This is a genomic window from Pseudomonas sp. NPDC089752, assembly GCF_044748725.1.
In the GTDB taxonomy this organism is placed as follows: domain Bacteria; phylum Pseudomonadota; class Gammaproteobacteria; order Pseudomonadales; family Pseudomonadaceae; genus Aquipseudomonas.
In genome coordinates this window covers 351,689-369,273 of the sequence record NZ_JBIVGP010000002.1, presented here as the reverse complement: position 1 = coordinate 369,273, position 17,585 = coordinate 351,689, and the positions used below count along the sequence as shown (strand labels likewise).

Genomic DNA, 17,585 nt, shown 5'->3' with positions numbered 1-17,585 from the left:
CATGTGCGAACTGCTGGGCATGAGCGCCAACGTCCCCACCGACATCGTCTTCAGCTTCACCGGCCTGATGCAGCGCGGCGGACGAACCGGCCCGCACCGTGACGGCTGGGGTATCGGCTTCTATGAAGGGCGCGGCCTGCGCCTGTTCCAGGACCCGGCGGCGAGCAGCGAATCGGAAGTGGCGAACCTGGTGCAGCGTTATCCGATCAAGAGCGAAGTGGTCATCGGCCACATCCGCCAGGCCAACGTCGGCCGGGTGTGCCTGTCCAACACCCACCCGTTCGTCCGCGAAATGTGGGGCCGCAACTGGTGCTTCGCGCACAACGGCCAGCTTGGTGAGTTTAGAGGCGAGGCAACCTTCTACCGGCCTATCGGCGACACCGACAGTGAAGCCGCCTTCTGCGACCTGCTCAACCGCATCCGCGCCGCCTTCCCGGAACCGGTTGAAGTGGAACAGCTGCTGCCGGTGCTGGTCGAAGCCTGTGCCGAATATCGCGGCAAAGGCGTTTTCAATTGCCTGCTCAGCGATGGCGACTGGCTGTTCTGCTTCTGCTCGACCAAGCTGGTACACATTACCCGTCGCGCGCCGTTTGGTGCCGCGCGGTTGAAAGATGTCGACCTGATCGTCGATTTTCATACCGAAACCACCCCCAATGACGTGGTCACGGTGATCGCCACCGAGGCCTTGACCGAGAATGAGACCTGGCGGCGCTACGAGCCCGGCCAATGGGGCCTGTGGCGGCACGGCGAGTGCGTGGCGCAGGGCCAGAGCTAAGGACGCTGCATGTTCAGAAGTTACCTGCGGTTGCTGCTGTTCACCTTCGGTCTGCTGGCCGGTATCCAGGTGCCTGGGCTGGTCAAGGATTACAGCCAGCGGGTCGAGGCGCACCTGTTCGAATCGCGCCAGGCGCTCGATGGCTTCAAGCAGACCGCCGAGCGCTTCTTCAAGGGTGATCTGCAGGCACTGCTGCGGCACTACCGCAGCAGTGACGACCCGGTGTTCAACAGCGATGCCAACAGCATCGAGAGCCTGATGATCCGCAATCAGTTGCTGGAAGACGAGTGGCAGGCGCTGCAGGGGTCCTGGGTCACCACCACCTGGCATGTGCTGGTGCAGCCGGACCCGCAGCTGCGGGAAGAGACGCTCAAGGGGTATAGCTACCAGATTCTGCTGGTGCCGGAGGCGATTGGCTGGGGTGTTGGCGCGGGGTTTGTGCTGGCGTTCGTGGTCGAGAGCCTGTTGCTGGGGATTGGTTGGGTGATTTTGGGGGGGCGGCGCAAGGCGGTGAAAGAGAGCTGGCGCTGAGCTCTAAGGTGTCCTGTACCGGCCTCTTCGCGGGCAAGCCCGCTCCCACAGGTACAGCGCAGTTCTTGAGATCAATGCACAACCTGTGGGAGCGGGCTTGCCCCGCGAAGAGGCCGGTACTGACACTCATTCAGACCAATACAATCCGCTGCCCGCCGACATCCCGCGCATACCGCTCCAGCACCTGCCGGCAAACGCCAACCACCTCATCCACCAGCGCCACGCCAGTCTGCCAGGCCACCACCAACTCCAGGCTCGGCGGTGGCTGCAGGCCCTCCAGCAGCACCAGTTCACCACGGCTCAATTCGGCCTCCACCAATGCCGGTGGCAGCGCGCCAATGCCAAAGCCATCCCGTAGCAAGCGGGTAATCGCCGCCACCGAGTTCACGCAGTTCAGCCTTGGATTTTCGACACCCGCGCCCTGCAACAGGCTGAGCACCTCCTGATGCGGCCGCGAATTCTTCGAGAAGGTAACGATGCGCTCACGCGCAAGCTCGGCCAGCGAGGCGTAGTCGCGATGTTGGGCGCCGCCTGCAGCCACCACCCAGCCCATGGGATAGCGCGCCAGGTCCAGGCTACGGATTGACTGCTCGCGCAGCAGGTCGGTCTGCAGGATCACGTCGAGAAAGCCTTTTTGCAGCTGTTCGCGCAAATTCAGCGCCGTATCGGCCACCAGCTCGATTTCCACCTGCGGATAACGCTCGGTCAGCTCGGCTACCAAAGCACTCATCCAAGTGTGGATCACCGTGTCCATCACGCCCAGGCGGATGCGCCCGACCTTGGCCCGGTCGCTGTCCAGCGACTGCTTCATGGCCTTGGCGGTATCGAGCATGCGCTCGGCATACTCCAGCACCTTGCTGCCCTCCGGGGTCAGGCTGACGCCGCGCGAATCGCGCAGCAGCAGCTTGACCCCAAGGTCGGCCTCCAGCGCGGCGATGCGGCTGGAGACCGACGCCTGGGTGGTGAACAGTTTTTCGGCGGTGAGGCGGAAGCTCTTGAGCCGGGCGACCCACACGAAGGTTTCGAGGAAGCGAAGGTTCATGATCAGTTTTTCTTGTTCCAGACCGGCGGTTTTTCTCGTTGGACGCAGCTGGCGTGGGCTCTGAACATGAAGCACAGGCCGCGACGCCAGACGTCGCCCATAAAACAATACCAACAAGCCGAGGCAAGCATGAACCCAAGCGGCGTGCAGCAACAGGTGCAATCCCCACCTTCGACCGGGCCATTCGCCTGGTACCGCGACATCGACTCCCAGCAACGACGCACCTTCTGGAGCTGCAAGATCGGCTATGGCCTGGATGGCATGGACACGCAGATGCTCAGCTTCGTCATCCCCACGCTGATCATGCTATGGGGCATCAGCACCACCGAGGCCGGGCTGATCCACACCAGTACGCTGATCGCCTCGGCCGTCGGTGGCTGGGTCGCCGGCATCCTCTCCGACCGCATCGGCCGCGTGCGCACGCTGCAACTGACGGTGCTGTGGTTCGCGTTCTTCACCTTCCTGTGCGGCTTCGCGCAAAACTACGAGCAACTATTGATCGCCCGCACCCTGATGGGCTTCGGCTTTGGCGGCGAATGGACCGCAGGCGCGGTGCTGATCGGCGAAGTGATCCGCGCCCAGGACCGTGGCAAGGCGGTGGGCATGGTGCAGTCGGGCTGGGCCATCGGTTGGGGCCTGACGGCGATCCTGTACGCGCTGTTGTTCTCCTGGCTGCCACCGGAACAGGCCTGGCGCGCGCTGTTCCTGCTGGGGCTGGTCCCGGCGATTTTCGTGATCTTTGTCCGCCGCCTGGTCAAGGACCCGGAGGTGTATCGTCAAGCCAAGGCCGTGGAAGCCGCCGAAGCGCCTGCGCAGTGGTACGAGATCTTCGCCCCCGGCCCGCTATGGACCACGGTGCGCGCTTCGTTGCTGACCACCGGTGCGTTGGGTGGTTACTACGCCATCACTTCGTGGCTGCCGACCTTCCTAAAGAACGAGCGCGGCTTGAGCGTGCTGGGCACGGGCGGGTATCTCGCGATGGTGATCGTCGGCTCCTACGTCGGCTATGTGGTCAGTGCGTACCTGTCCGACCTGCTGGGCCGTAAGAAGAACTTCATCCTGTTTGCCGTGGGCTCGTTCATCATCGTGCTGCTGTACACGCAGATGCCGGTCAGCGACGGCGTGATGCTGTGGCTGGGCTTCCCGCTGGGCTTCTTCGCCTCGGGTATTTTCAGCGGCATGGGCGCTTTCCTCACCGAGCTGTTCCCTACCCGCATTCGTGGATCGGGGCAGGGCTTCTGCTACAACATCGGCAAGATCTTCGCGGCAATGTTCCCGCTGCTGATCGGCCTGCTCGGCCAGAAGATTCCGCTGGGCCTGAGCATTGGCGGGTTTGCCGCCGTCTCGTATGGCGTGGTGATTCTGGCGGCCCTGAGCCTGCCGGAAACCCGCGGCAAACACCTCCAGGCGCGCTAAGGTAGGCACATGAACATCGACACAGGAGCACGCCAGGTGAACCGCCTGCTACTCAATTGCGACATGGGCGAAAGTTTCGGCAGCTGGCGCATGGGTCTGGATGCCGAGGTGATGCCTTACGTCGACTGCGCCAACATCGCCTGCGGCTACCATGCCGGCGACCCCAGCATCATGCGCCGCACCGTGGCGCTGGCACTGCAGCACGGGGTGACCATCGGCGCCCACCCGGCCTACCCGGACCTGGTCGGCTTCGGTCGCCGTTCCATGGCCTGCAGCAACGAAGAGATCCGCGATCTGCTGCACTACCAGATCGGTGCGCTGGACGGCATCTGCAAGGTGCTTGGCGGCCGCGTGGCCTACATCAAACCCCATGGCGCGCTGTACAACGACATGATGGCCGACCCGCTGAAGTTGCGTACCGTGCTCGAAGCCGTGGCGGCTTATGGCAGCGATTTACCTCTGATGCTGATGGCCACTGCGGACAACAGCGCTGCCCAGGCCTTGGGTGATGAAATCGGCGTGCCGCTGTGGTTCGAAGCCTTCGCCGACCGCGCCTACACCGCCAGCGGCCACCTGGTGTCGAGGCGCCTGCCCGGTGCTGTGCACCACGACCCGGCCCTGGTGATCGAACAGGCATTGCGCCTGGCCAAGGGTGAAACACTGGTGGCGGACGACGGTAGCGCGCTGCGCCTGCAAGCCAGCACCCTGTGCGTGCACGGCGACAACGACAGCTCGGTGGCGGCGGTACGGCAGATCCGGCAGGCCCTCGATGCACTGGAGCCGGCATGAAAATCCGCATCGAGGTGGTCGCCATCGACAGCCTGATGGTGCGCCTGTTCGACACCATCGACGAGGCCAACATGCCGTGGATGCTTGCCGCCAGCCAGCGCCTGAGCGCCGCGTTCGGCGAGCGGTTGGTGGACCTGGTGCCGTCCTACACCACGCTGATGGTGCAGTTCGACATGCCGCCAGGGCAGGCGAGGGCGCTGATCGCCCAGGCATTGGAGGGATTGCAGCCCGACACCGGCAGCGGTGGTCGTCTGCATGAAATCGCCGTGTGGTACGACGCCAGTGTCGGCCCTGAACTGCCCGTGCTGGCTGCGCGCAGCGGTCTGAGCGAGGAAGAGGTGATCCGGCTGCACAGCGCGCGCGACTACCCTGTATTCGCCCTAGGCTTCGCTCCCGGCTTCGGCTTCATGGGGTTGGTGGACGAACGGCTGGCATCGCCGCGCCTGAGCACACCGCGCAAGCGTGTGGCGGCTGGCAGCGTCGGTATTGCAGAGCGCCAGACTGCAGCTTATCCCGCAGTATCGCCGGGCGGCTGGAACCTGATCGGGCGTACCCCGGTGCGCCTGTTCGACCGCGAGCGTGAGGGCTACAGCTTGCTGCAACCAGGCGACCGGGTGCGCTTCGTGGCGGTTTCTCGGGCCGAATTCGTGGCCTTGGGCGGCGATGTGGAGGCGCAGGCATGAAGCAATTGCAGATCGAGGCGAGTACCGCCTTGTGCCAGCTGCAGGACGCCGGACGTTTTGGCGTGCGCCACTTGGGCGTGACTCAGGGCGGAGCGCTGGATTGGGTGGCGATGCACTGGGCCAACTGGCTGCTGGGCAACCCGCTGAGTGCGCCGGTGGTCGAGGTGGCGCTGGGTGGTTTCACGGTCGTGGCCGAGCAGGACTGCGTGCTGGCACTAGCTGGCGCCGACCTGGATGCGTGGGTCGATGACCAGCCGTTGGCGCCTTGGCGCAGCTTTGCTTTGGCCAAGGGTCAGCGGCTGACCTTGAAGCAGCCGAAGCAGGGCGTGCGGGCTTATCTTGCGGCGCCGGGTGGGTTTCAAGGTGAGGCTGTGCTGGGTAGCTGCGCCACTGTCGTGCGTGAAGAATTGGGTGGTATCGACGGCTGCGGCGTGGCCTTGGGCAAGGGGCAGTTGCTGGCGTTTAGCGGCGAGCAGCAGGCCCTGCGCGAAGTACCTGAGGCACTGCGACCGGTTTACCCGCAAAAGCCAACGCTCGACCTGGTGATGGGCGCGCAGATCGGTGATTTCAGCGGCATCAGCCTGTTCGAGGCGTTCAACAGTGACTGGACGTTGGACAGCCGCGCCGACCGCATGGGCATCCGTTTGCTTGGGCCGCAGCTGGTCTATCAGGGCGTGCCGATGATTTCCGAAGGGATCCCGCTGGGGGCGGTGCAGGTGCCGCCGGATGGGCAGCCGATCGTGTTGCTCAATGACCGACAGACCATTGGTGGGTATCCACGGTTGGGGGCTTTGACGCCGTTGGCGTTGGCGCAACTGGCCCAGTGCATGCCGGGGGCGGTGGTGCGGTTCAGGGCAGTAGTGCAGGATGAGGCTTGGCGGGAGCAGCGGGATTACCTCAGCCGCTGGCGGTGAGGCTACCGGCCTCTTCGCGGGGCAAGCCCGCTCCCACAGGGATCGCCGCCGACCGACCCTGTGGGAGCGGGCTTGCCCCGCGAAGAGGCCGGCTCAGGCGACATCACTTGGACAGATACCGCATCCCATCCTCCAACCCCTGCAAGGTCAGCGGGTACATCTTGTCTTCGATCAGATCCCGCACCAGGTGGGTCGACGCCGTGTACTCCCAGGCCTGCTTCGGATAAGGGTTGATCCAGATGACCTTCTTGAATTTCTCCATGAAGCGCTGAATCCACACATACCCGGCTTCTTCGTTCCAATGCTCGACGCTGCCACCCGGCTGGGTGATCTCGTAGGGCGCCATGGCCGCGTCACCGACGAACACCACCTTGTAGTCATCACCATACTTGTGCAACAGGTCGAACGTGGAAAAACGTTCCGAAGTGCGGCGCAGGTTGTTTTTCCACACCGACTCGTAAACGCAGTTGTGGAAGTAGTAATACTCCAGGTGCTTGAACTCGGTCTTGCAGGCCGAGAACAGCTCTTCGCAGACCTTGACGTGGGCATCCATCGAGCCACCGATGTCGAATAGCAACAGCAGTTTCACCGTGTTACGCCGCTCGGGACGCATCTGGATGTTCAAGAGCCCGGCGTCACGCGCGGTGTGGTCGATGGTGCCGTCGATGTCCAGCTCTTCGGCGGCACCTTCGCGGGCGAACTTGCGCAGCCGGCGCAGGGCCAGCTTGATATTGCGGGTGCCCAGCTCGACCTGGTCGTCGAGGTTCTTGTACTCGCGCTGGTCCCAGACTTTGACCGCCTTGCCCTGGCGCTTGCCGGCCTCGCCGACGCGGATGCCCTCAGGGTTGAAGCCGCCCGAGCCGAACGGGCTGGTGCCGCCGGTGCCGATCCACTTGTTGCCGCCAGCGTGGCGTTCCTTCTGCTCTTCGAGGCGCTTCTTGAATTCCTCGATGAGCTTGTCGAGGCCGCCCAGCGACTGGATCTGCGCCCGTTCTTCATCCGTGAGCGAGCGCTCGAACTCCTTGCGCAGCCAGTCTTCGGGGATCAGGGCTTCCAAGTGTCGGTCAAGGTTTTCCAAACCCTTGAAATAGGCGGAAAACGCCCGGTCGAACTTGTCGAAATGCCGCTCGTCCTTCACCAGGATGGCCCGGGCCAGGTAGTAGAATTCGTCCATGTCGGCGAACACCACGCGCTGCTGCAGGGCGTTGAGCAGGTCGAGCAGTTCGCGCACCGACACCGGCACCTTGGCCGCGCGCATTTCGTTGAACAGGTTGAGCAGCATGGCCGGCTCCTGTCAGCGGTTGCCGCGCCGGCTCATGAAGGCCAGGCGTTCGAGCAGCTGCACGTCCTGTTCGTTCTTCACCAGGGCGCCGGCCAGGGGCGGGATGGCCTTGGTCGCGTCACGCTCGCGCAGCACCGCTTCGCCGATGTTGTCGGCCATCAGCAGCTTGAGCCAGTCGACCAGTTCGGAGGTGGAGGGCTTTTTCTTCAGGCCTGGCACCTTGCGCACATCGAAGAACACGTCCAGCGCTTCGCTGACCAGCGACTGCTTGATGTTCGGGTAGTGCACGTCGACGATCTGCTGCAAGGTGGCGCGGTCGGGGAAGGCGATGTAGTGGAAGAAGCAGCGGCGCAGGAAGGCGTCGGGCAGCTCTTTTTCGTTGTTCGAGGTGATGATGATGATCGGGCGCTGCTTGGCCTTGATGGTCTCGTCGATTTCGTAGACGTAGAACTCCATCTTGTCGAGTTCCTGCAACAGGTCGTTGGGGAATTCGATGTCGGCCTTGTCGATCTCGTCGATCAGCAGGATGACGCGCTCTTCGGCCTCGAAGGCTTCCCAGAGCTTGCCCTTTTTCAGGTAATTGCGCACGTCGTGGACTTTTTCGGTGCCCAGCTGCGAATCGCGCAGGCGGCTGACCGCGTCGTACTCATAAAGGCCCTGGTGGGCCTTGGTGGTGGACTTGATGTGCCAGGTGATCAGGCGTGCGCCGAACGAGGCGGCGAGCTGCTCGGCGAGCATGGTCTTGCCAGTGCCGGGCTCGCCCTTGACCAGCAGCGGGCGTTCGAGGGTGATGGCCGCGTTGACCGCCAGTTTCAGGTCGTCTGTGGCGACGTAGTCGCGGGTGCCTTCGAACTTCATCGGGATTGTCCTCTGTGGGGTGTCAGTGCCGGCCCCTTCGCGGGGCAAGCCCGCTCCCACAGGGATCACCACAACTCCTGTGGGAGCGGGCTTGCCCCGCGAAGAGGCCGGCACATGTTTGTCGGTTGTCAGCGACTATACCCCGGCCCCAGGCAGCTGCAAACGCAGACCGGGTATTCAGTCCCTGAATGGCCCGTCACGCACATTCAGTCCGAATCAGGCTTGGGCTGTTCATACCGTGCATTGAACGCCTGAACGAACCCATTGCGTAAAATCTGCAGAAACGCCTCGAAGGCGCTGATGTCCTGCTGGTGCACGCTGCCGCTCAGTTCCACGCGGGTGGCGAACTGGTTTTTCGGCTGGTTTTTCAGCACCGTTTCACTGGCCCCGACCAACGCCTCCCACACCGAACGGAAGAATCCCTTGTTCTTGTTCTCGACATCCTGCTGCCAGTTGAACACGTCGACATCGCGCAGCAGCGGCTTGATATAGCCATTGAGCCGGCCCTTTTCTGCCTGGGCCTCGATCACCACATCGCCGTGGCCGGCATTGAAATCGAACTTGCCATAAGCACTGGCGAAGTCGTTGAGCCGGCGCAGTTCGATGCCGGTGGCGCGCAGACGGAACTGGAAGTCGTCGAAGTCGCTGAACGGGTCGAAGGTGGCGCGGCTCTCCACCTTGGCATCGCCCAGCAGCAGGGCATTGGCGTTGAAACTGGCGTCGCGCCGGCCTTCTTCGTCGCGCACGTTGGTCAGGTTGCGGATGCTGGCATCCAGGCGCGTGGCCTTAAGGTCGACGGGGGGCTTGGAATTGAAGTTGCGAAAGGTCAGCGTGCCGTCGTCGATGCGGACTTCGTTGAGGGTGATCGGCAGCAACTTTTCCAGTTGCTGGCGCCAGTCGGTGCCGCGACCGGTCTGCGAGGCCTGCTTGCTGCCGCCGTCGACGAAGTTGAGCTCGGGGCGCACGAAGGTCACTTCAGCCACCACGGCCTGGTCGTACCATAGCGAATGCCAGCTCACCGACAGGTCGATCAGCGGCGCATCGAGCAGCGGCACCGGTACCTTGCCGGTGGTCTTGACGATCTTCAGCCCGTTGATCTGGTAGGCGCCGCGCCACCAGGCCAGGTCCACGTCCGTCACCTGGCCACGGTATTCGCCCATGTCTGCCAGCTTGTCGTTGAGGTAGTCGCGCACCAGGTATGGCAGCGCCAGGTGCAAGGCCACCAGCAGCACGACCAGGCTGGCCAGGCCGACCAGCGGCCAGCGGTAGCGGGCTTTCATCGCAGTGTTCTCCTAGGTGGGTTGTGCGGTTGACCGCAGGGCGCGCAGGCGAGTTCGAACGGGCTTTACGGGTCACCGGGGCAGGCTTACCCTTTAAGTCTTTCCCTGCTATTTCATGCCAAGGACCCTGCCATGAGCCGTATCTACGCAGACAACGCCCATTCCATCGGCAATACGCCGCTGGTACAGATCAACCGCATCGCCCCGCGTGGCGTGACCATCCTGGCCAAGATCGAAGGGCGCAACCCGGGTTACTCGGTCAAGTGCCGGATCGGCGCGAACATGGTCTGGGACGCCGAAAGCAGCGGCAAGCTCAAGCCCGGCATGACCATCGTCGAGCCCACCTCGGGCAACACCGGTATCGGCCTGGCCTTCGTCGCCGCCGCCCGTGGCTACAAGCTGATGCTGACCATGCCGGCATCGATGAGCCTGGAGCGACGCAAGGTGCTCAAGGCCCTCGGCGCCGAGCTGGTGCTGACTGACCCTGCCAAGGGCATGAAAGGCGCGATCGAGAAGGCCAACGAGATCGTCGCCTCGGATCCTGCGCAGTACTTCCTGCCGGGCCAGTTCGAAAACCCGGCCAACCCGGCCATCCATGAAAAGACCACCGGCCCGGAGATCTGGAACGACACCGACGGCGCGGTCGACGTGCTGGTCGCTGGCGTCGGCACTGGCGGCACCATCACCGGTGTATCGCGCTACATCAAGCACACCCAGGGCAAGTCGATCCTCTCGGTGGCGGTGGAGCCGGTGTCCTCGCCGCTGATCAGCCAGACCCTGGCCGGCGAAGAGCTCAAGCCGAGCCCGCACAAGATCCAGGGTATCGGCGCCGGCTTCGTGCCGAAGAACCTTGACCTGTCGATCGTCGACCAGGTGGAGACCGTGACCGATGACGAGTCCAAGGCCATGGCCATTCGCCTGATGCAGGAGGAGGGCATTCTCTGCGGTATTTCCTGTGGCGCGGCGATGGCGGCAGCGGTGCGCCTGGCGGAAAAACCTGAAATGCAGGGTAAGACCATCGTCGTAATCCTGCCCGACTCCGGTGAGCGCTACCTGTCGAGCATGCTCTTCAGCGACCTGTTCAGCGAGCAGGAAAACCAGCAGTAATCAGCCCTGGCGCTGATCCGGCGCAACACTCGGCGGCGTCATTTATTGCAAAATCTTCATGAGTGAGATCCCGCCCCGGTGGTTTGTACCGGGGCGGTATGGGTTTATGATGGCCGGATGATTTTTCTGGGGGCAGGCAGCGCTGGCCTGCTTTCATTCCAAGGAGTGTTGCATGACCTTTTCCTTCGTCGCCAAGGCGGGTGTCCTGCTGGTGTTCTTCGGCAGCGTGCTGTACGTGCATCTGCGCGGCAAGGCACGCCTGCCGGTGCTGCGCCAGTTCGTCAACCATTCGGCGCTGTTCGCACCCTATAACAGCCTGATGTACTTGTTCTCCGGCGTGCCGTCCAAACCTTACCTGGACCGCCAGCGCTTCCCTGAGCTGGATGTGCTCAAGGACAACTGGCAGGTGATTCGCGAAGAGGCCATGCGCCTGTTCGACGAGGGCTACATCCGCGCCGCCGAGAAAGACAACGACGCGGGCTTCGGTTCGTTCTTCAAGAAGGGCTGGAAGCGCTTTTACCTGAAGTGGTACGACAAACCGCTGCCATCGGCCGAGACGCTGTGCCCGAAGACCGTCGAACTGGTCAGCAGCATCCCCAACGTCAAGGGTGCGATGTTCGCGCTGCTGCCCGGTGGCAGCCACCTGAACCCGCACCGCGACCCGTTCGCCGGCTCGCTGCGCTACCACCTGGGGCTGTCGACGCCGAACTCCGACGACTGCCGCATCTACGTCGACGGCCAGGTCTACGCCTGGCGTGATGGCGAAGATGTGATGTTCGACGAGACCTACGTGCACTGGGTGAAGAACGAAACCGACGTCACCCGGGTGATCCTCTTCTGCGACATCGAGCGCCCGCTGAGCAGTCCGCTGATGGCCCGGATCAACCGCAAGGTCAGCGCCTTCCTCGGCCGCGCCACCGCGCCGCAGAACACCGACGACGAGCGTGTGGGCGGGATCAACCAGGCGTATGCCTGGAGCAAGCGCTTCAGCAACAAGATCAGCACCCGCGTGAAGCAGTTCAAGCGCGCCAATCCCAAGGCCTACCGCATCCTGCGGCCGGTGCTGGCGGTGGTGGTGGCTTATCTGCTTTATCACTGGTTGTTCTGACGGGCCTCTTCGCGGGGCAAGCCCGCTCCCACAGGTGTCTCACCGCACTGTGGGAGCGGGCTTGCCCCGCGAAGAATCCACCGCTATAGTCCAAGCCATTCACTTCCCTCGAAGACCTGTTCATGCCAGCGATCCCTTCCACCACATGCTTTGCCTTCGCGCCAGTCGCGGGCACGGTCATGCGTGGCAGCCAGCAGCCGGCCATGATCAGTCATTACCCTCCACCTGTCAGTGGTGTCGTAGGCGGCGTCGCTCCGCCTCCTTGCGTGGTCGCCCACGCAACCTACTGAACACGGTCGGCTACTTCCTCTACTGAAGTTCACGCCCACCGTTCGGCTTATCTGCCCGAATACAGGTGCATGCATGTCTGTCTTTTCCAAAACCGCCGTGGCCTCGGCGGCCACTACCAGCCTGTTCGTCCTGCTCTGGAGCAGCGGCGCCATCGTTTCCAAACTCGGCCTGGCCCATGCCAGCCCCTTCGCCTTTTTGCTGCTGCGTTCCGCGCTGGCACTGACCGGGTTGCTGCTGATCGGCCCGCTGTTGGGCCTGCGCTGGCCGCGTACGCGGGGCGCGATTTTGCGCGCCCTGGGCACCGGCTGCGTGCTGCTCGGCGCCTACCAGATCTTCTACCTGCTGGCGCTCAATACCCATGTCACGCCTGGAGTGATGGCCACGGTGATGGGGGTGCAACCGATTCTTACCGTGGTGCTGATGGAGCGCCAGCGCTCCTGGAGTCGGCTGTTCGGTCTAGGCCTTGGGCTTGGCGGGCTGGTGATGGTGGTGTACCAGAGCATCAATCTGGGCGGCGTATCGCTGGCGGGGATGCTGTTTGCCTTGCTGGCGCTGGCGAGCATGACCTTCGGCTCGATTCTGCAGAAGCGCATCACCGACAATCCCATGGGCACGCTGCCGCTGCAGTATTTGGCGGGGTTTGCCATGTGCGCGCTGTTCGCGCCATTGCAAACGCTGCACGTCGAATGGAACGTCAGCTTCATCAGCGCGCTGCTGTGGATGGGGCTGGTGGTGTCCCTGCTGGCGACCTTGCTGCTGTATCGACTGATCGCCAGAGGCAACCTGGTCAACGTCACCAGCCTGTTCTACCTGGTGCCGGCGGTGACGGCGGTGATGGATTTGCTGATCTTCGGTAACCGCCTGGCACCGCTCAGTCTGCTCGGCATGGGGTTGATCGTGGTCGGCTTGTTGTTCGTGTTCCGCAAGCCCACATCACGCCTGGCCGAAGCGTAGGCCCTTAGCGGAATTCTTCGGGGATGGCGTGGCGCAGCACGCCTTCCTCGAAGTCCAGGGTGCCGGCTTCGCGCTGGGTCAGGAGGTAGTAGAGCAGGGTGTCGAGGGAACGCGAAGGCGGGACTTCGACGGCCAGCATTCTTACGGCCTTCTCGACTTGGCAGGGGCAGCCGAAGTCTTCGAGTGCCGCGCGTACCTGATCGAGGTCGCCTGCGGCTTTCACAACAATCCGGAACACTGAAGCGCCGCCGCTTTGTTGCAGGCTGTCGAACCAGGATTGTTCGCCATCTTCAGTGACGCTGATGATGTCGCCGGGTGCGATGCCGTAGGCATAGAAGGCAACGCTGTCGACCTGGTAGCCGGCTGCGGTGGGCTTAGCCCAGAGACCTTCGACCGACGCAGGTGGATAGCCTTGGGCATCCTGCTCCAGGCGCCAGAGCACGATCTTGTAGGCTGAGGTTTGCTCGGAGGGCATGGGGTGGTACGAGTCAGAAGGGCTGCATATCGTAATGCGGTTTGGGTTTGGTGTCTTTACCGGTTGAGATGGGGTAGGGGCTAACAGGTGCATGTCGGGCGTTTTGTGGCGCATTTGAGATCGAGCGCCGCCCGCGCGGCGCATCGCGGATGAATCCGCTCCTACATTTGTTGCAACGTGCTGAAGATGTGTGGGACGGCGGCAGCGCCAGCCGAAAAATCGCGTCATGCCAACAAGGCTGACAACTATGGCCTACCAGGCCATGGCACGTTGCAAAAAATGTAGGAGCGGATTTATCCGCGATGCGCCGCGCGGGCGGCGCTCGATCTCGAGACCAACAAAATTCTCCCGCCAAGCCCTCAGAAATAATATCCAATATTGATATTGGTCCGGTAATACCAGTCATTGCTGCCTACCGAACTCGTACTGGTCCAGCCGGTGCCATTCTCCGCCCCACCAAAGGGGTTGGCATTGCGCGCCCAGGTCAGGTCGACCCAGGCCATGATCGGCATGGCCAGAAACTGCGCGCCAACGGTGAACATCTGCGAATCGTCCCAGCCGTGCTCATCCTTCATCATCCGGCTGTAGTCGGTGTAGAGCTTGATCTTCTTCAACTGCCCAAGTTTCGGTGTGAACACGTCATAGCCAACGTTGACTGCGGCGATGGTCGCCTTGGCAGCGATCAAGTACGCCGGGGTCAGGCCGTTGCCGCCCATCAGCACCGAGTCGTCGCTGACGCCGGCCGGATTTTTCGGGTCGTATTCATAACGGATGGCCTGGCCCGTCACTGTCCACGGGCCTTTGTTGAACAGCGCGTGCACGCCACCTGCCCAGTAGTCGCCGTCGTCACGGGTGGTGGCGTTGTACAGCTCGGCGGCGGCCAGCGAAGCGCCCAGCTCGGTCTTCCAGCCATCGCCAGTGAAGGTACGAGCGACGCGGGCGTTGACCTGGTTGCGCTTTTCGTTGTCCTGGCGCGACTGGGTTAAGGGCGCGGCGTTGTCGTCGAGGTCGGCGTAGCGCCCGACCTCCGGCGAATAGCGCAGGTCCGACGGCAACATGCGGGGGAAGTAGCCCAGTTGCAGGTCCCACTGCGCATCCTTGTAGCTGTACTTCAGCCCCGAGCCTGCACTGACACCGTAACCCATGAAGAACGGAATGTGATAGCTCCAGCCGAACTGCGGATAGGGTTCCAGCCCGAACGGCTTGAACGGCGCGCCGAGTTGCAGGTTGGCCTGCGGGCTGAAGCGGTAGCCGATGTAGCCGCGGTCGATGGAGCGTTTGCCGTCGTCCTGGAACCAGTAGCCGACATCGCTGAACAGCTGGCGGTGGCTGGCCTGCACGTCCAGGCGGAAGGTGTCGAAGAGCAAGCGGCCGTTGTTTTCGGTGGTGTCCCAGTGTTCGTCGCGGTAGTTGACGCGCAGGGCACCGCCGATATCCAGGCTGCTCTGGCCGTCGTCGCTGCGCCAGGCGATGTGCGGGAAGGGCTTTTTCGCGGTGGGCGGCTGGTCCGGGGCGGCGGGGCCGGGTTCGGAGGCGACGCTGGTGCAACTGGAGACGAGCAGACCGAGGGTGATCAGGTATCTGTTCATGTTGTGCCCTGCAAGGTTGGGGAGTTTTCGCGGGCAGCAGCGGGCCGTCATCCCATCAAGGAATGTTTCGGATTGGCTGGCTGAATGCAGAAAACTGGGGTGATTTTTATTGTTTTACGGTGTCAGTGCCGGCCTCTTCGCGGGCAAGCCCGCTCCCACAGGTATGGCGCAGGTTTTGAGTACAGCAATAATCCTGTGGGAGCGGGCTTGCCCGCGAAGAGGCCGGCGCCGATTCAAAGGTCGAGCACCAGGCGCCGGCTCTTGCAGCCCGAGACACAGACCATCATCGATTTGTTGGCCGCACGCTCAGCCTTGCTCAGCACGCCGTCACGGTGGTCGACATCGCCCTCCAGCACCCGGGTCTCGCACGACCCGCAGACCCCTTCGCGGCAGCTGTACTCGATGTCGCAACCAGCTTCGAGCAGCACATCGAGCAAGTTCAACCCAGGCTCGACGCTGACTGTCTTGCCCGATTTGCTCAACTCGACGCTATAGCTACCCAGGGCATCCTCCGACGGCGCCACTTCAGCGGCGGTAAACCGCTCGATATGCGCATGCGGGTAACCCAGCCGTTCACAGCTCTGTTCGAAGGCATCGAGCATCGGCGTCGGCCCACAGCAATAGAAGTGCGTATCTGCAGGGCGCCCGGCCAGGTAGCTTGCCAGGTCAGGCAAACCGCCTTTCTCGTCATTGAAGTGGTAGACCACCTTCGCCCCCAGCCCGCCGATCTCCTCCAGCAGCGCAGCCTCGGCGCGCGAGCGGGCGCAGTAGATCAGCTCGGCCGAACGCCCCAGCGCCAGCAGTTGGCGGAACATGCAGTAGATCGGCGTGATGCCGATACCGCCGGCCACCAGCACGCTGTGGCTGGCGCGTGTGTCCAGGGCGAAGTTGTTGCGCGGCGGCGAGATCTGCAGCTGCGTGCCCACCCGCAGTTGCTCGTGCACGAAGCGCGAGCCCCCGCGGCTGGCGCGGTCACGCAGGATGCCGACCACATAGCGGCCCTGGTCGCTCGGCGCGTTCAGCAGCGAGTAGCTGCGCACAAGACCGTTGGGCAGGTGCAGGTCGATGTGCGAGCCGGCCTCGAACGGCGTGAACACGGTATCGCCCCACGGGCGCAGCTCGACGCTGATGATGCCTTCGGCTTCATGGCGCAGGGTGTGCACCAGCGCGCTGACGGTGGAAGAGTTGGACATCGGTCACCTCAGGCTCAGGCCAGTTGCTGGGTTTCGATCAGGGCCAGTTGTTCCTTGGCCTTGGCCTTGAAGTAGCGGCGCAGGCGCACCACGCCAAGGTCGTGCTGGTAGAGGTTTTCGCGCTGGTTGGCGTCGAACTCCATGAACTCCAGCAGCACCCGGTCCTGCTCCAGCACCGCCCAATGGCGCGCCTCCAGGCGGTTCTTGTAGAGGAAGCGCCAGGTGTCACGCTGCCAGCCGGTCAGCGGCCGTGCGCGCCAGTGGAACACGGCGGACAGGGCACGGCTGCTTGGGGTGTAGCTGCCGATGATGGTGAAGTTGCCGCCTGGGCCGCCGGTTTTCGGGTAGGGGATTTCCAGGCGCATCCAGTGGCAGCCGTTGTCGAGGAACTCGGTCCAGTCGAAGTTGACCCCGCGTTGGCCTTCCTTCTCGAAGACGAAGCCCTGCTCGGTGTCGCGGGTGACGAACCTGGCGGTGGCTTCACCCTCGCTCATGGAGTGCGACATCTTGTGCAGGTAGTTGCCGTGCATCGGGTCCATGACGTTGTCGAGCACGTAGCGGTAGTCGCCTTTCCACTCGGTGTAGCAGAGGAAGCTGCTCCACTCGGGCGAGGTCAGCTGCTCGGGTAGCACCAGTTCTGGCGGGGTGTCCAGGTGCGGGTCGGTGGCATTGAACAGGAAGATCGCCCCTGCGGCCTCGCGGGTATGGAACATCCGCGTCGGGCGGCTGCCTTCAAGCTTGCAACCCGGGCTGCCGGGCACTTTGGTGACGGTGCCGTCGCAGCGCACTTCGACGCCGTGGTAGGGGCACTGCAGGCGGTCGCCCAGCACCGGCCCCTGGGATAGCGGCGCACCGCGATGCGGGCAGTGGTCTTCAAGGGCGTGAACGCTGCCGTCGTTGTCGCGCCACAGGGCGATCTTGTAGCCCAGGCGGCGAATCGAGACGGGTTTTTCGCTCAAAAGCTCCGACGGCAAAACCGGGAACCAGAGGTCTTTCAGGCCATTGGCCAGGTGCTGCTCAACAGGGTCGACGGTGATCTGCATATTCATCTTGTTTTACCTCCAGCGGGTCATTCGCCCAGCCGTGCCATCAGGGTTTTGAATGCGTCTTCGGTCCACTCGCCGCTGGTCAGCGGGCAGGGCGGGCCGGCCAGGTTCAGGTGCGCGAGCAATTCGCCAAGCGCGCTCACGCCATTGCCGTAGGCGCGCTCGATGGAATCGCCGAGCAGGTCTTCGAACGGCGTGCTGGGGCGTTTTCGGGCCTGATGCGGTTGCAGGTAAACCTCGGTTGTACTCATG

General features: G+C 63.3%; 18 protein-coding genes. 9 read left to right on the top strand and 9 right to left on the bottom strand.

Annotated elements, in window-relative coordinates:
* The first annotated feature begins 1 nt into the window (after position 1).
* Positions 2–775: a class II glutamine amidotransferase gene (locus ACIPZF_RS04550; protein WP_400795708.1), complete on the top strand. Its 774-nt coding sequence runs from the start codon at positions 2–4 to the stop codon at positions 773–775.
* 9 nt (positions 776–784) lie between these two features.
* The gene (locus ACIPZF_RS04545; RefSeq protein ID WP_400795705.1) at positions 785–1,306 is read left to right on the top strand and encodes a DUF2937 family protein; all 522 of its coding nucleotides are present in this window, start codon (positions 785–787) and stop codon (positions 1,304–1,306) included.
* Between the two features lie 130 nt (positions 1,307–1,436).
* Here ACIPZF_RS04545 and ACIPZF_RS04540 read toward each other — a convergent pair whose 3' ends face one another.
* Positions 1,437–2,348: a LysR family transcriptional regulator gene (locus ACIPZF_RS04540; RefSeq protein ID WP_400795702.1), complete on the bottom strand. Its 912-nt coding sequence runs from the start codon at positions 2,346–2,348 to the stop codon at positions 1,437–1,439.
* 129 nt (positions 2,349–2,477) lie between these two features.
* Here ACIPZF_RS04540 and ACIPZF_RS04535 point away from each other — a divergent pair, with 129 nt between their 5' ends.
* From ACIPZF_RS04535 to ACIPZF_RS04520, 4 genes are read left to right on the top strand one after another with little or no spacing between them, the layout of a single operon-like run.
* Positions 2,478–3,764 (top strand): MFS transporter, encoded by a 1,287-nt coding sequence (locus ACIPZF_RS04535; protein WP_400795700.1) that lies wholly within the window; start codon positions 2,478–2,480, stop codon positions 3,762–3,764.
* 9 nt (positions 3,765–3,773) lie between these two features.
* A complete protein-coding gene (locus ACIPZF_RS04530) occupies positions 3,774–4,553 on the top strand; it encodes a 5-oxoprolinase subunit PxpA (RefSeq protein WP_400795698.1) in 780 nt (259 codons plus the stop codon).
* The gene (pxpB, locus tag ACIPZF_RS04525) at positions 4,550–5,236 is read left to right on the top strand and encodes a 5-oxoprolinase subunit PxpB (RefSeq protein WP_400795695.1); all 687 of its coding nucleotides are present in this window, start codon (positions 4,550–4,552) and stop codon (positions 5,234–5,236) included. The genes ACIPZF_RS04530 and pxpB overlap by 4 nt, the downstream gene beginning before the upstream one ends.
* Complete coding sequence (locus tag ACIPZF_RS04520; protein ID WP_400795693.1) at positions 5,233–6,150, top strand: biotin-dependent carboxyltransferase family protein; 918 nt, start codon at positions 5,233–5,235, stop codon at positions 6,148–6,150. Before pxpB ends, ACIPZF_RS04520 begins: the two co-directional genes overlap by 4 nt.
* 103 nt (positions 6,151–6,253) lie before the next feature.
* Here the strand turns inward: ACIPZF_RS04520 and ACIPZF_RS04515 are convergent, their stop codons facing one another.
* The 3 genes from ACIPZF_RS04515 to ACIPZF_RS04505 form a co-directional block, all read right to left on the bottom strand.
* The gene (locus tag ACIPZF_RS04515) at positions 6,254–7,432 is read right to left on the bottom strand and encodes a VWA domain-containing protein (protein WP_400795691.1); all 1,179 of its coding nucleotides are present in this window, start codon (positions 7,430–7,432) and stop codon (positions 6,254–6,256) included.
* A gap of 12 nt (positions 7,433–7,444) precedes the next feature.
* The gene (locus tag ACIPZF_RS04510) at positions 7,445–8,290 is read right to left on the bottom strand and encodes an AAA family ATPase (RefSeq protein ID WP_400795689.1); all 846 of its coding nucleotides are present in this window, start codon (positions 8,288–8,290) and stop codon (positions 7,445–7,447) included.
* A gap of 206 nt (positions 8,291–8,496) precedes the next feature.
* A complete protein-coding gene (locus tag ACIPZF_RS04505; RefSeq protein WP_400795686.1) occupies positions 8,497–9,570 on the bottom strand; it encodes a DUF748 domain-containing protein in 1,074 nt (357 codons plus the stop codon).
* A gap of 132 nt (positions 9,571–9,702) precedes the next feature.
* Between ACIPZF_RS04505 and cysK the strand changes: the two genes are divergently transcribed.
* From cysK to ACIPZF_RS04490, 3 genes are all read left to right on the top strand, one after another.
* A complete protein-coding gene (cysK, locus tag ACIPZF_RS04500; protein ID WP_400795683.1) occupies positions 9,703–10,677 on the top strand; it encodes a cysteine synthase A in 975 nt (324 codons plus the stop codon).
* A 172-nt stretch (positions 10,678–10,849) separates the two neighbouring features.
* On the top strand, positions 10,850–11,785 hold the full coding sequence (locus ACIPZF_RS04495) for an aspartyl/asparaginyl beta-hydroxylase domain-containing protein (protein WP_400795680.1): 936 nt from the start codon (positions 10,850–10,852) through the stop codon (positions 11,783–11,785).
* A 363-nt stretch (positions 11,786–12,148) separates the two neighbouring features.
* Positions 12,149–13,030 (top strand): DMT family transporter, encoded by an 882-nt coding sequence (locus ACIPZF_RS04490; RefSeq protein WP_400795677.1) that lies wholly within the window; start codon positions 12,149–12,151, stop codon positions 13,028–13,030.
* A gap of 4 nt (positions 13,031–13,034) precedes the next feature.
* Here ACIPZF_RS04490 and ACIPZF_RS04485 read toward each other — a convergent pair whose 3' ends face one another.
* The 5 genes from ACIPZF_RS04485 to ACIPZF_RS04465 form a co-directional block, all read right to left on the bottom strand.
* Positions 13,035–13,505 (bottom strand): DUF4265 domain-containing protein, encoded by a 471-nt coding sequence (locus ACIPZF_RS04485; protein ID WP_400795675.1) that lies wholly within the window; start codon positions 13,503–13,505, stop codon positions 13,035–13,037.
* A 359-nt stretch (positions 13,506–13,864) separates the two neighbouring features.
* On the bottom strand, positions 13,865–15,094 hold the full coding sequence (locus ACIPZF_RS04480) for a hypothetical protein (protein WP_400795672.1): 1,230 nt from the start codon (positions 15,092–15,094) through the stop codon (positions 13,865–13,867).
* Positions 15,095–15,327: 233 nt separating this feature from the next.
* Positions 15,328–16,287, bottom strand: coding sequence for a PDR/VanB family oxidoreductase (locus ACIPZF_RS04475; protein WP_400795669.1), 960 nt, complete (start codon positions 16,285–16,287; stop codon positions 15,328–15,330).
* Between the two features lie 14 nt (positions 16,288–16,301).
* Entirely contained in the window at positions 16,302–17,336 is a 1,035-nt protein-coding gene (locus tag ACIPZF_RS04470) for a Rieske 2Fe-2S domain-containing protein (RefSeq protein ID WP_400795666.1), read from the bottom strand.
* A 20-nt stretch (positions 17,337–17,356) separates the two neighbouring features.
* The gene (locus ACIPZF_RS04465; RefSeq protein WP_400795664.1) at positions 17,357–17,584 is read right to left on the bottom strand and encodes a recombinase-like helix-turn-helix domain-containing protein; all 228 of its coding nucleotides are present in this window, start codon (positions 17,582–17,584) and stop codon (positions 17,357–17,359) included.
* Position 17,585: the final 1 nt, after the last annotated feature.